We start from the raw sequence: 13209 nt of genomic DNA on the forward strand, positions 1-13209 counted from the left end.
CACTGCCGCCCGGGTTGATCAAGCCGGTTGGGTCAGGATCCGGTGGCTCCCTGACGCAACCGCCTTGATCAGCGCGTCTCGTCGGCCGGGCGGGGGGTACGGGGAGAGCGCGGTGGGGGCAGCGGGCGGGTGGGAGGCGCGGGACGGGTGAGGGTCTTCGTGGCGGCCGCGCCCAGCACCGCGCCGACGGCGACGGCCAGGGTGGCCACGCCGGCCACCTGCCAGGGCACCGGGCCGATCTCGGCCAGCCGGCCGCCGCCGAGCGGACCACCGGAGGCCGCGGCGGCCACGCCGAGCAGCACGCCGGCCACCGGGCCGGCGAGCGCCGCCGGGACGAGCAGCGCCGACCGGCCGACCGCCACCCGCTGCTCGGCGGCGATCCGCAGCAGCCGCCGGGCGAGCAGCCAGCCGGCCGTCATCCCGGCCAGCACCGGCACCGCGAGCAGCGCCGCACCGGGGCCGTCCACCGGGCCGCGGGGCAACCCGGCCAGCAGCGGTACGGCGGGCAGCGCGCCCACCGAGACCTCACTGGTCCGCACGGCTGTGTCGGTACCAACGGCGAACCCGGGGCCGAGCAGGTAACTGGCCGACCAGATGGTGGCGTTCGGGGCGTAGGCGAGGCTGACCAGGGTGATGCCCGCCTGGCCGGCGACCCCGGTCCGGTACGCCCCGATCATGTCGGCGGCATCGCCGCCTCCGGTCGCCACGGCCAGCCCGGCCGCGCCGGCGCCCGCGCCGAGCAGCAGGAGACCGGCGACCAGTCCGGTCCGCAACCCGTCCCGCAGCGGCGCCGGGGAACGCCGGGCCAGCAGCCCCCACACGCGGGTGGTCCGCACGGCGCCGATCAGTGCGGAGACCGAGCCGATCACGGCAAAGGTGAGCCCGGCCCGGACCGGGGAGACGCGCGGGCCGCCGGCGCTGACCGTGACCGCGGCGAGGACGCCGAGCAGCGCGTACCCGACGCCGACGGCTACCGCCACGGTGAGCGCCTGGCTGGCGGAGCGACCGCCGCGCGCGCCGATGGCGCGGCTGACGTGCACGCCGGCCCGGGTGAGCCGCCAGACGACGAGCGCGGTCAGGGCCAGCGGCGCCAGGCCGAGCGGCCCGGCGGAGGTCTCCAGCGGCACGCCGTGGCCGAGCAGCCAGCCGGCGAGCCCGGCACGCAGCGCGCCGGGCAGCGAGCCGGCGTCCTCGCTGAGCTGTGCCAGGCCCAGCACCAGGGTGACGGGCAGCCAGGACGTCAGGGCGGCCCAGCCGGCCGCCACCCCGGCGGCGACGGGCAACGGGGCCCGGCCGCGCGGGCCCTCCCCCGACCGGGGCGCGGGCACCCGGGGTGCCGGCCCGGCGCGGCCGGTGGGCCGGGCGTCGGCGCTGACCCCGGTGGCGGGTCGGTGGGGCTGGTCGGGGGTGACGGGTGACATCGGGTTCTACTCTGGCACGCCGCGCCCGCGGCGGCAGTCCGATACCGCCTCCGGGCCTCGGCGAGTTCCCTGATCCGGCGGCTCGGCGGCCCTGACCCGGTTTAGCCTCGGCCCAGGACGCGACCTTTCCTGTCGCGGCACCGACCGCTCGGAGGAAGCCGTGAACGCTCCGTACCCGCCGCCGCCACCGCCACCGGCCGCCGGCCGGGACCGGACCACCCTGTGGGGCGTTCTGGGGATCATCTTCGGCCTGCTCTGCTGCGGCATCCTGGGTATCGTCTTCGGCTACCTGTCGATCCGGGACGCGAAGCGCTTCGGGAAGTCCCCGCTGCTCGGCTGGCTGGCCATCGCGTTCGGCGTCATCAACATCATCGGCAGCGCGATCGTCCGGGCCCGGGGCAACGCCTACTACCCGTACTGGTACCGCTGACAAAGCCGAGGGGGTCGACCGGATCCGGTCGACCCCCTCGGCGCGTCGTACGACCGCTCAGCGGTTGGACATGATCTCCCGCATCAGCTTGGCGGTCTCGGTCGGGGTCTTGCCGACCTTGACGCCGACCGCCTCCAGCGCCGCCTTCTTGGCGTCGGCGGTGCCCGCCGAGCCGGAGATGATCGCGCCGGCGTGGCCCATGGTCTTGCCAGGCGGGGCGGTGAAGCCGGCGATGTAGCCGACCACCGGCTTGGTGACGTTGGCCTTGATGAACTCGGCCGCCCGCTCCTCCGCGTCGCCGCCGATCTCACCGATCATCACGATGGCGTCGGTCTCCGGGTCGGCCTCGAACGCGGCCAGGGCGTCGATGTGCGTGGTCCCGATGATCGGGTCGCCACCGATGCCGACGCAGGTCGAGAAACCGATGTCCCGCAGCTCGTACATCATCTGGTAGGTCAGCGTGCCGCTCTTGCTGACCAGGCCGATCCGGCCGCTGCCGGTGATGTCGGCCGGAATGATGCCGGCGTTGGAGGCGCCCGGCGAGGCGATGCCCGGGCAGTTCGGGCCGATGATCCGGGTGCGCTGGCCCTGGGCCACGTTGTACGCCCAGAACGCGGCGGTGTCGTGCACCGGCACGCCCTCGGTGATCACCACGGCCAGATCGATGCCGGCGTCGATCGCCTCGACGACCGCGGCCTTGGTGAACTGCGGCGGCACGAAGATGACGGTGACGTCCGCCCCGGTCTCCTTCATCGCGTCCGCGACGCTGGCGAAGACCGGCAGCTCGGTGCCGTCGAAGTCGACCGTGGTGCCGGCCTTGCGCGGGTTGACGCCGCCGACCACGTTGGTGCCCGCGGCGAGCATCCGCCGGGTGTGCTTGGAACCCTCGGAGCCGGTCATCCCCTGCACGATGACCTTGGAGTCCTTGGTCAGCCAGATAGCCATTGTCAGACCCCCGCAGCCGCCAGCTCAGCGGCCCGCTCGGCCGCGCCGTCCATGGTGTCGACCCGCTGGATCAGCGGGTTGTTCGCGCCGTCGAGGATCGCCCGACCGGCCTCGGCGTTGTTGCCGTCGAGGCGGACGACGAGCGGCTTGGTGGCCTTCTCGCCCCGCTGCTCGAGCAGCGCCAGCGCCTGCACGATGCCGTTGGCGACGGCGTCGCAGGCGGTGATGCCGCCGAAGACGTTGACGAAGACGCTCTTCACCGACGGGTCGGAGAGGACGATCTCCAGGCCGTTCGCCATCACCTCGGCGCTCGCGCCGCCGCCGATGTCGAGGAAGTTGGCCGGCTTGACGCCGCCGTGCCGCTCGCCCGCGTACGCGACCACGTCGAGGGTGGACATGACCAGGCCCGCGCCGTTGCCGATGATGCCGACCTCGCCGTCGAGCTTGACGTAGTTGAGGTCCTTTTCCTTGGCGGCCTGCTCCAGCGGGTCCACCGACGCCTGGTCGACCAGGGCCTCGTGGTCCGGGTGCCGGAACGCCGCGTTCTCGTCCAGCGTGACCTTGGCGTCCAGCAGCAGCAGCTTGCCGTCCTTGTTCTTGGCCAGCGGGTTCACCTCGACCAGCGTGGCGTCCTCGGCGACGAACGCCTGCCACAGCTTGACGGCGACCTCGACGACCTGGTCGGCGACCTCGGCCGGGAAGCCGGCCGCGGTCACGATCTCGCGCGCCGTCGCCTCGTCCACGCCGGTGTTCGCGTCGATCGGGGCCTTGACGACCTTCTCGGGGGTCTCGGCGGCAACCTGCTCGATGTCCATGCCACCGGCGACACTGGCGATGCAGAGGAAGGTGCGGTTCGCCCGGTCGAGCAGGTACGAGAAGTAGTACTCCTCGGCCACGTCCGCGGTCACGGTGATCATGACCTTGTGGACCGTGTGACCCTTGATGTCCATCCCGAGGATGTCGGTGGCCCGGGCCACCGTCTCCTCCGCGCCCTCGGCCAGCTTCACGCCGCCGGCCTTGCCACGGCCGCCGACCTTCACCTGCGCCTTGACGACCACCCGGCCGCCGAGGCGTTCGGCGATCGCGCGGGCCTCCTCCGGGGTAGTGGCGACGCCGCCGGCGAGCACGGGCAACCCGTGCCGCTCGAACAGGTCCCGCCCCTGGTACTCGTACAGGTCCACGATTGCGCGTCCCGTCCCGTCTCCGCGGCGCGCCCTCGCGCCGCCACCAGCGTTGGAAAATCAGTTTGACGCCTGTCATCAGATGAGACAGGCCATTTGCCGCAGCCTAACGAGATGGGAACCGGGGGCAACCGAGCGGGTGCGGCTTGTGCGGTAATGCACAGCCGCCGCCCGGGTCCGGCTCAGCCCACCCGGCAGCGGCCGGCCGCGTGGCCGACGGCCGCGCGCATGGTCTCTTCCCCAGGCGGCCGGAGGCCGACCGGCGGCGCGGAGAGCAGCACGGTCACCGGCATGACGATCAGCGCGGCGGCAGCGCCGTCCTCGACGGAGGCGGCCGGTGCGGGCGGCCGTACGGGGCGCGGTTCAGCCGTACGGGGGATGTTCGGAAGGAGGCGTAACCCCCTGGTGGGGGTGTCGTTGAGTCTGATGTCGGAGCGCTGGTTCAGCGCGACGGCGGAAACGGCCGATGCCCTGTCGGTCGAGGGGTGGCGGCGGGGCATCGTGCATAGAGGGGCCGGGCGTGTGAGGGGTGCGTCCGGCCCCTCCCTCTGTCCGGGTTCCGGCCCGCGGTCGGCGCGGTGGATCAGGCGACCGGCTGGGCGACGTTCTCCCGGACCCATTCCACGATCGCCTGCGTGGTCGCGCCCGGGGTGAAGATCTTCGCGACGCCGAGCCGCTCCAGCTCGGGGATGTCGGCGTCCGGGATGATGCCGCCGCCGAAGACCACGATGTCGCCGGCGTCGCGCTCGCCGAGCAGCTCCAGCACCCGCTTGAAGAGGGTCATGTGCGCGCCGGAGAGGACGGAGAGGCCGACCGCGTCGGCGTCCTCCTGGATCGCGGTCTCCACGATCTGCTCCGGCGTCTGGTGCAGGCCGGTGTAGATGACCTCCATGCCGGCGTCCCGGAGGGCACGCGCGACCACCTTCGCGCCCCGGTCGTGGCCGTCCAGGCCGGGCTTCGCGACGACGACCCGGATACGAGAGCTCATCAGCGCACACCTTTCACCGGTCAGGGAACTCCTCACCTGAACGAACGGTAACCCGGCCGCCCCGGGGCCGGGAACCCGGGCTGGACCCCTAGCCCTGATTCCCCTGATCGGGCCGCCTGGAGTGCGTGGTTCCGGACAGCCGATCTGATAGCTCGACCCGGCGCAGGCCGGCTGATCTCCGGCACGGGCGACCCCGCGACATGTCACGGACGGAGCGGACCACAGCCGCCGGGGCCGGGCGTCACCGCCCGGAGATCCATAGCGTCGGACGCGCCGCGCCGGAAGCCGGACACCTCCGCCGAACGGTCACTGTCCGCGACGAACGGGCAGTCGATGGGCCCACCAACCGGCGGCACGAGCCATGACAAGAGCGGACGGAAACGGACAGAAAGAATCGCCAATTCGGCGCTTCAGCTTGTGACAGGAGTGGCGGTTGGCTAACGTGTCCACGGTTGTCATCAGGTCCACGGACGGGTGACGACGCGGCCACCGGACGTTCGGCGCAGCTTCACGGACGGCTCGAGGTCGCATCGGATCCCCGACAACGGAGGGTATGCGTGCGCCAGCGCCTGTCGTCTGAGCCCGATCGATATCGCGGCCGCCGCCGCGTACCCACCCCCCCGCGGAGCCGCTACGCCGCGGTCGTGACAACCGCATTCGTGGGCGCCGGCATCGTCGCCCTCGGCGCGAACGCCCTCCCGGACGCCAAGAGCGTCAGCCCGTCGGTACTCGACGAGCTCAAGCAGGCCTCGATCACCAGCCAGGACGCGGCGGCGCGTGCCGACTCCGCCGACCGGGCCACCCGTGACAGCCGCACGGAGAGCAAGGCCTCCACCGAGCAGGACGTCTGGCTGCTCCCGCTGCACGGCTACGACTTCAACTCGCCCTACGGCATGCGCTGGGGCAAGCTGCACACCGGCATCGACCTGGTCGCCCCCGAGGGGACGCCGTACGTGGCGGTCCACGACGGCACGGTCACCAAGGCCGGCTGGTTCGGCGGCTACGGCTACGCGGTGATCGTCCAGCACCCGGACGGCAGCGAGGCCGTCTACGGCCACTCCTCGGCGGTCAGCGTCAAGGAGGGCCAGCAGGTCAAGGCGGGCGACCAGCTCGGCCTGGTCGGCAACACCGGCCACTCGTACGGCTCCCACCTGCACCTGGAGATCCATGTCAACGGCGAGCCGCGGGACCCGGTGCCGTGGCTCGCGGACCGCGGAGTGGACATCAAGCTGCAAGTCGAGGCAATCTACGCCGAGTCGGCCGCTTCCTGACGCTGCGTATCGCCCGTTGACCGCCCGGATCATTCGATCCGGGCGGTTTTTGTGGTGGCAAAGTCTGCCAGGTCACACCCCGAAGTGTGAGTGACGCCATAGCCCCACATGATCCTTTTATTCGGCAAAAGCCGTAGGTGCGGACATAACCGGCGCCGCGCTCCCGACGCGCGTCATCCCGGTCCGGAGCCGGTACCCGCCGGCGACCCGGCCGACACCAGTATTTCGAGGTCACGTGCCCCCTCGACTGATGAAGGCCCCTGTGCAGGAAGACAGCTCCATCCAGAACGAGAACAGCCCGCACACCCCCGCCCGGCACCGGCGCAAGCGTCCGGTCCGGCGCGCCACCTACCTGGCCCTCGGCGCGGCCGCCCTGGTCGGCCTCGGCCTCGGCGGCATCTCCGTCGTCACCGCCGGCCACGACACCCCGACACCGGCCGCAGTGGACTTCGACGCCCAGGCGCGCGCCGAGGCCGCCGCGCGGGCCGACCGCTCGGCCCGCGAGCCGATCACCCCGCTCACCCCGTCCGCGAGCCCGGTCAGCCCCTCGCCGAGCCCGGCCACGGCCAGCCCGAAGCCGACCCGGACCGCCAAGCCGAAGTCGAAGACGACCAGCAAGCCGAAGCCCACCTGGGTGATCCCGATGAAGGGCGCCGAGATCACCTCCTGCTACGGCCAGCGATGGGGCACCCTGCACGCCGGCATCGACTTCGCGATGCCCGCGGGCACCCCGATCCACGCCGCCGCCGCGGGCACCGTGGTGAAGGCCGGTGACGCCGGCGACGGGTACGGCAACTCGGTCTTCATCGACCACCACAACGGCTACCTGACCCACTACGCGCACCAGAGCCGGCTGATCGTCAAGGTCGGCCAGAAGGTGACCGCCGGCCAGATCATCGGCTACGAGGGTGCCACCGGGGACGCCACTGGCCCGCACCTGCACTTCGAGGTGCACAAGGGCGGGATGTGGAACCAGATCGACCCGGCGCCGTTCCTGCGCGCCCGGGGCATCGACGTGGCCTGCTGACGGCCGGGGCCACCGCCTGTCGCCGGGTGGACCGTTGGCCGCCTGGGCGCGGGCGCTCCTCGGCGGGAGGGCGTGGCCCGCGACGCGGCGCGGGGCTCAGTCGCCTTCCACCGGCCGGCGGGGCGCCGAGCCTGCCAGTGGAGTGGTGTCCAGGTACCTGACCTCGTAGACCCGCTCGCTGAACCTCCAGCCGTCCGGGGTGCGCCGGTAGCGGTCGTGGTAGATGGCGTAGTTCAGCCCCTGGCGGCCGTCGCGGGTACGCGCGAGCTCCTGGATGTAGGCACGGCCGGTGGCGGTGTCGCCGTCGAGCTGGATCGTGCCCGGGTGCGTGGTCTGCACGAAGAACTCCCACTGATCCTGCAGCCGCTCTCCCCCGACGCGGATCTCCTCACGGCCGACGAACTCGGCGGGGATGTTGGGCATCCGCAGCACGCCATCCGGCGTGAACAGCGACGCGAGGCGGGCGCGGTCACGCATCATCGCCGCGTCGCTGAACTCGCCGCGCAGGGCCTCGATCTCGACGCGATCGGCGATGGCCTGGAAGTCACTCATCGGTCTCCTCCCTCGCCACCTCGGTTGCCGGGGCACACGGGCCGGGTGGCTCTCAGCAGGTCGACGGCGCAGCTCCCCGGGATGTGAGCCGCACAGGCCGGGAACGCTGTCGGGTGCCGGCTCCTCGACTCCCGGGCCGAGGAGCCGCGCCGCGGCCGCTCAGAGCTTGTCGATCGGGGCGTGCCGGAGCACCAGCCACATGGTCTGGTCACCGAAGTCGATCTGCGCCCTCGCCCCCGGGCCGTGCCCCTCGACGGCCAGCACCCGGCCCAGGCCGTAGCGCTGGTGGTTGACCCGGTCCCCCACCGAGACCTTCGGCACCTGCTTCAGCTCGCTCGCCGTCGCCAGCCGGCTGCCGTCCACCCCGAGCCGCTTGGCGAGCTGCGCCGCCTTGGGCGTGCCCCCGGTGAAGCCGCCGCGCCCGCCGGGCACCCGGTCCGCGCGGCCGCCGACGCCGCCGCCCCCGCCGGCCCACGAGGTGTACGACCCCTCGGTGCGCTCCCAGCGGACCAGTTCCGTCGGCAACTCCTCCAGGAACCGCGACGGCGGGTTGTACGCCGGCGCGCCCCAGGCCGACCGGGTGACCGCCCGGGACAGGTAGAGCCGCTGCCGGGCCCGGGTGATGCCCACGTACGCCAGCCGGCGCTCCTCCTCCAGCTCGCGGGTGTCGCCGAGCGAGCGCAAGTGCGGGAAGACCCCGTCCTCCAGGCCGCTCAGGAAGACCACCGGGAACTCCAGGCCCTTCGCCGTGTGCAGCGTCATCAGGGTGACCACGCCCTGGTGGTCCGGGTCGTCGGTGGGCACCTGGTCGGCGTCGGCGACCAGCGCCACCTGCTCCAGGAAGCCGGCCAGGGTGGCCCGCTCCCCCTCCTCGCCCAGCGCCTCGATCCGCTCGGTGTACTCGCGGGCGACGCTGACCAGTTCCTGGAGGTTGTCCACCCGGCCCGCGTCCTGCGGGTCCAGGCTCTCCTCCAGCTCGCTGAGGTAGCCCGAGCGGGTCAGCAGAGCCTCCAGCACGTCCTCCGGGGTACCGGTCTCGGCCAGCTCGCGGGCGGAGTCCAGCAGCGCGACGAAGTCGGCGATGCCGTTGGCCGCGCGGGTGGAGATCCCCGGCGCGTCCTTCGCCCGGCGCAGCGCCGCGCCGAAGGAGATCCGGTCGCGGCCGGCGAGCGCCTCCACGCACGCCTCGGCCCGGTCGCCGATGCCCCGGCGGGGGGTGTTGAGGATCCGGCGCAGGCTGACCGTGTCGTCGTCGTTGACCACCGCGCGCAGGTAGGCCAGCGCGTCCCGGACCTCCTTGCGCTCGTAGAAGCGCACCCCGCCGACCACCTTGTACGGCAGGCCGACCCGGATGAACACCTCCTCGAAGACCCGGGACTGGGCGTTGGTGCGGTAGAAGACCGCCACGTCACCGGGGCGGGTGTCGCCGGCGTCGATCAGCCGGTCGATCTCCCGGGCCGCCCAGTCCGCCTCGGCGTGCTCGGTGTCGGCCACGTACCCGACGATCTGCTCACCGGCCCCGGCGTCGCTCCACAGCCGCTTGGGTTTGCGGGAGGTGTTCCGGTCGATCACCGCGTTGGCGGCGTTGAGGATGGTCTGGGTGGAGCGGTAGTTCTGCTCCAGCAGGATCGTCCGGGCGTCGGTGAAGTCGCGCTCGAACTCCAGGATGTTGCGGATGGTCGCGCCACGGAACGCGTAGATCGACTGGTCGGCGTCACCCACCACGCAGAGCTCGGCCGGCGGGATCCCCTCGGTGCCGGAGACCAGCTCCTTGATCAGCACGTACTGGGCGTGGTTGGTGTCCTGGTACTCGTCGACCAGCACGTGCCGGAACCGGCGCCGGTAGCTCTCCGCCACGTGCGGGCGCGACTGGAGCAGGTGCACCGTGGTCATGATCAGGTCGTCGAAGTCCAGCGCGTGCGCCTCGCGCAGCCGCCGCTGGTAGAGCGTGTACGCCTCGGCCAGGGCCCGCTCGTTGGGCCCCTTGGCCCGGTCGGCGAACTCCTCCGGGTCGACCAGCTCGTTCTTGAGGTTGGACACCTGGGCCGCCAGCCCACGCGCCGGGTAGCGCTTCGGGTCGAGGTCGAGTTCCCGGGCGACGAGCTGCATCAGCCGGCGGGAGTCGTCCGCGTCGTAGATCGAGAAGGTGGACTTGAGGCCGGCGTGCTCGTGCTCGGCCCGCAGGATCCGGACGCAGGCCGAGTGGAAGGTCGACACCCACATCAGCCGGGCCCGCGGGCCGACCAGGGCGGCCACCCGCTCCTTCATCTCGCCGGCGGCCTTGTTGGTGAACGTGATCGCGATGATCTCGCCCGGGTGCACGTCCCGCGCGGCGAGCAGGTAGGCGATCCGGTTGGTCAGCACCCGGGTCTTGCCGGATCCGGCGCCGGCCACGATCAGCAGCGGGGATCCCGCGTGGGTGACCGCGTCCCGCTGGGGGCCGTTCAGCCCGTCGAGCAGGGCCTGCGGCCCCGGCCGGGCGGCCGACGGCGCCGGGCCGCGGCGCGGCGAGCCGGAGTCGTCGGGGGACCCGGACCGGTGCGGCGAGTTCGCCCCGGGCTCCGGCGCGGGCGGGGACGCGGGGATGTCGAAGAGAGGATGCATCGCACGGCGAGTCTATGCCGCCGGCCGGACATCTCCGGGCGCGCGGGGCCGGGGCGGTGCGAAGGCGTCGGATCCCACAGGTTGGCGGGTTTCCTTGCGCCGGCGGCCCGCCGGTCGGCATACTCGACGGCGTGTTCGATCAGCGCTTCTACTTTTACTACGGCACCGGGAGTCCGGCAGCCGTAGGTCGCGCCTGATCACAAGACCTGCGAAAGCCCCGGGCTCCTGGAGCCCGGGGCTTTTTCGTCCCGGGATCCGGGCACCGGGCCCGAGACCCCGAGGGGTACGACGATGATGACTGACGTGGTGGAGTCCAGCGGCAGCCTGGCGGGGCACGACCGGCCGAACGGCACGAACCCGACCGGGGCCGCCGCGGCCCGGACCGGCACCGAGGACTCGGCGGCCGCCGAGCGGATCGCGGCCATCCGGGAGCGGATCGACGAGATCGACCGCACCATCATCGCGCTCTGGCAGGAGCGGGCCGCGCTGTCCCAGGAGGTCGGGGCCACCCGGATGGCCTCCGGCGGCACCCGCCTCGTGCTCTCCCGGGAACGGGAGATCCTGGAGCGGTTCCGCGAGGCGCTCGGCGCGGACGGCACCCAGGTGGCGCTGCTGCTACTACGCGCCGGCCGCGGCCCGCTGTGAGGCTGCCGGCGGTCCCGGAAATGACGAGCCGCCTGCCGGCGTCGCGGTGACGCCGGCAGGCGGTTCAGGGACGGATCAGGCCACCTCGTGGGTGGGGACGATCTCCCGCCGCTCCGCGAAGTGGCAGGCGCTCGGGTGGTCCGAGCCCCGCCGGATCTGGAGCAGCGGCACCTCCTGGGCGCAGACGTCCTGCGCCTTCCAGCACCGGGTGCGGAACCGGCAGCCCGAGGGCGGGCTGACCGGGGAGGGGACGTCACCGCTGAGCCGGATGATCGCCTTGTTGTCCCGCAGGGTCGGGTCCGGCACCGGCACCGCCGACAGCAGCGCCTGGGTGTACGGGTGGGTCGGCCGCTCGTAGATCTCGTCCTCGGTGCCGACCTCCACCATCTTGCCCAGGTACATCACCGCGACCCGGTCGGAGAGGTGACGCACGACCGACAGGTCGTGGGCGATGAAGATGTACGAGAGGCCGAACTCCGCCTGGAGCTGCTCCAGCAGGTTCATCACCTGGGCCTGGATGGAGACGTCCAGGGCGGACACCGGCTCGTCGCAGACGATGACCTCGGGCCGCAGGGCGAGCGCCCGGGCGATGCCGATGCGCTGCCGCTGGCCGCCGGAGAACTGGTGCGGGTACCGGTTGATGTGCTCCGGGTTCAGGCCGACCAGGTCGAGCAGCTCCTTGACCTTGCCCCGCCGGCTGCCCCGGGGGGCCACATCGGGGTGGATCTCGAACGGCTCGCCGATCAGGTCACCGACCGTCATCCGCGGATTCAGCGAGGTGTACGGGTCCTGCATCACCAGCTGGATCTGCCGGCGCAGGCGCCGCAGCGCACCACCGGAGAGCTTGGAGATGTCCTGGCCCTTGTAGAGCACCTTACCGGCGGTCGGCTTCTCCAGGTTCATCAGCACCCGGGCCAGCGTCGACTTGCCGCAGCCGGACTCGCCCACCACGCCCAGCGTCTCGCCGGCCTTCAGGTCGAAGGAAACGCCGTCGACCGCCTTGACGTGACCGATGGTCTTCTTGAACACGATGCCCCGGGTCACGGGGTAGTGCTTGACCAGGTCACGGACCTCGATGATGTTCTCAGTCACGGTTCACGAGCTCCTCGGCGAAGTGGCAGGCGCTGGCCCGGCCGCTGCTGATGTGCAGCAGCGGGGGCAACTTCTCCCGGCACACCGGCTGCGCCATGGGGCAGCGCGGGTTGAACGGGCAGCCCGTCGGGATGTTCATCAGGTTCGGCGGAAGCCCCTTGATGGTGCGGAGCTCCTGCCCCTTCTCGTCCATCCGCGGGATCGAGTTGAGCAGGCCGAGGGTGTACGGGTGCGCCGGCTTGGCGTACAGCTCGTACACGCTGGCTTCCTCGACGATCCGGCCGGCGTACATGACCGCGATCCGGTCCGCGACATCGGCGACCACGCCGAGGTCGTGGGTGATCAGGATCATGCCCATCTGCCGCTCCCGCTGGAGCTCTCCGAGCAGGTCCATGATCTGGGCCTGCACGGTCACGTCCAGCGCGGTGGTCGGCTCGTCCGCGATCAGCACCTCCGGGTCGAGGGCCAGCGACATCGCGATCATCGCGCGCTGCCGCATACCGCCGGAGAACTGGTGCGGGTAGTTGCTGTACCGGCCCTTGGCGTTGGGGATCTTCACCTGGTCGAGCATCTCGATCGCCCGCTTCTTGGCGTCCGAGCGGCTCATGCCGCGCCGGATGCGGAACTGCTCGGCGATCTGGAACCCGACGGTGAAAACCGGGTTGAGGGCGGAGAGCGAGTCCTGGAAGATCATCGCAATGCCTTCGCCCCGGATCCGGCGCCGCTGCTCGGTGGACATCTTGAGCATGTCCTTGCCGTGGAAGCGGACCTGCCCACCGGTGACGAAGCCGGGCGGAGTGTCGAGGATGCCCATGATCGTCTGCGCGGTGACGCTCTTACCGGAACCGGACTCGCCGAGCACGGCGAGGGTCTCCCCCGCGTCGACGTGGTACGTCACTCCGTTGATGACCTTGGCGACGCCGTCCCGGGTACGGAACTCCACCCGCAGATCGTCGACCTCGAGCAGGCGGCCCGAGGGGCGGCCGGATCCGTCGGCGCCCGGTGCGGACTGCTCGGACACGAGAATGTCGGACAACTCAGTTCCCCTATCGG

The 13209-nt window shown here is 72.0% G+C and carries 12 protein-coding genes; 4 read left to right on the forward strand and 8 right to left on the reverse strand.

From position 1 onward, the window contains the following. Window positions 1-68: 68 nt before the first annotated feature. Window positions 69-1421, reverse strand: coding sequence for a cell division protein PerM (locus ACL02O_RS31145; protein ID WP_412821756.1), 1353 nt, complete (start codon window positions 1419-1421; stop codon window positions 69-71). Between the two features lie 160 nt (window positions 1422-1581). On the opposite strand from ACL02O_RS31145, the gene ACL02O_RS31150 reads away from it, so the two are divergent. Then, complete coding sequence (locus ACL02O_RS31150; RefSeq protein ID WP_412821757.1) at window positions 1582-1851, forward strand: DUF4190 domain-containing protein; 270 nt, start codon at window positions 1582-1584, stop codon at window positions 1849-1851. A gap of 57 nt (window positions 1852-1908) precedes the next feature. On the opposite strand, the gene sucD is transcribed toward ACL02O_RS31150, so the two are convergent. The 3 genes from sucD to ACL02O_RS31165 all read right to left on the reverse strand — a co-directional run bounded on the left by sucD (window position 1909) and on the right by ACL02O_RS31165 (window position 4965). After that, window positions 1909-2796 carry a succinate--CoA ligase subunit alpha gene (gene sucD / locus ACL02O_RS31155; RefSeq protein ID WP_412821758.1) on the reverse strand — a complete coding sequence of 296 codons (888 nt, stop codon included), beginning with the start codon at window positions 2794-2796 and terminating at the stop codon, window positions 1909-1911. Window positions 2797-2798: 2 nt separating this feature from the next. Next, a complete protein-coding gene (sucC, locus tag ACL02O_RS31160; protein ID WP_412821759.1) occupies window positions 2799-3977 on the reverse strand; it encodes an ADP-forming succinate--CoA ligase subunit beta in 1179 nt (392 codons plus the stop codon). A gap of 583 nt (window positions 3978-4560) precedes the next feature. Further along, complete coding sequence (locus tag ACL02O_RS31165) at window positions 4561-4965, reverse strand: cobalamin B12-binding domain-containing protein (protein WP_412821760.1); 405 nt, start codon at window positions 4963-4965, stop codon at window positions 4561-4563. A 557-nt stretch (window positions 4966-5522) separates the two neighbouring features. On the opposite strand from ACL02O_RS31165, the gene ACL02O_RS31170 reads away from it, so the two are divergent. Both ACL02O_RS31170 and ACL02O_RS31175 read left to right on the forward strand, forming a co-directional pair. Then, a complete protein-coding gene (locus ACL02O_RS31170; RefSeq protein ID WP_412821761.1) occupies window positions 5523-6236 on the forward strand; it encodes a M23 family metallopeptidase in 714 nt (237 codons plus the stop codon). A gap of 250 nt (window positions 6237-6486) precedes the next feature. Continuing rightward, the gene (locus ACL02O_RS31175; RefSeq protein ID WP_412821762.1) at window positions 6487-7263 is read left to right on the forward strand and encodes a M23 family metallopeptidase; all 777 of its coding nucleotides are present in this window, start codon (window positions 6487-6489) and stop codon (window positions 7261-7263) included. A 96-nt stretch (window positions 7264-7359) separates the two neighbouring features. Here the strand turns inward: ACL02O_RS31175 and ACL02O_RS31180 are convergent, their stop codons facing one another. Both ACL02O_RS31180 and pcrA read right to left on the reverse strand, forming a co-directional pair. Continuing rightward, a complete protein-coding gene (locus ACL02O_RS31180) occupies window positions 7360-7815 on the reverse strand; it encodes a nuclear transport factor 2 family protein (RefSeq protein WP_412821763.1) in 456 nt (151 codons plus the stop codon). 159 nt (window positions 7816-7974) lie between these two features. Then, complete coding sequence (gene pcrA, locus ACL02O_RS31185) at window positions 7975-10419, reverse strand: DNA helicase PcrA (protein ID WP_412821764.1); 2445 nt, start codon at window positions 10417-10419, stop codon at window positions 7975-7977. Window positions 10420-10710: 291 nt separating this feature from the next. On the opposite strand from pcrA, the gene ACL02O_RS31190 reads away from it, so the two are divergent. Further along, window positions 10711-11064, forward strand: a complete 354-nt coding sequence (locus tag ACL02O_RS31190) for a chorismate mutase (protein ID WP_412821765.1) — start codon at window positions 10711-10713, stop codon at window positions 11062-11064. A 75-nt stretch (window positions 11065-11139) separates the two neighbouring features. On the opposite strand, the gene ACL02O_RS31195 is transcribed toward ACL02O_RS31190, so the two are convergent. Further along, complete coding sequence (locus ACL02O_RS31195; protein ID WP_412821766.1) at window positions 11140-12156, reverse strand: ABC transporter ATP-binding protein; 1017 nt, start codon at window positions 12154-12156, stop codon at window positions 11140-11142. Beyond that, window positions 12149-13209, reverse strand: a 1061-nt coding sequence (locus ACL02O_RS31200) for an ABC transporter ATP-binding protein (RefSeq protein ID WP_412821767.1), incomplete at its 5' end; no start/stop codon positions are given. The genes ACL02O_RS31195 and ACL02O_RS31200, both read right to left, overlap by 8 nt.

This window comes from Micromonospora mangrovicola, from assembly GCF_047200535.1.
GTDB lineage: Bacteria > Actinomycetota > Actinomycetes > Mycobacteriales > Micromonosporaceae > Micromonospora.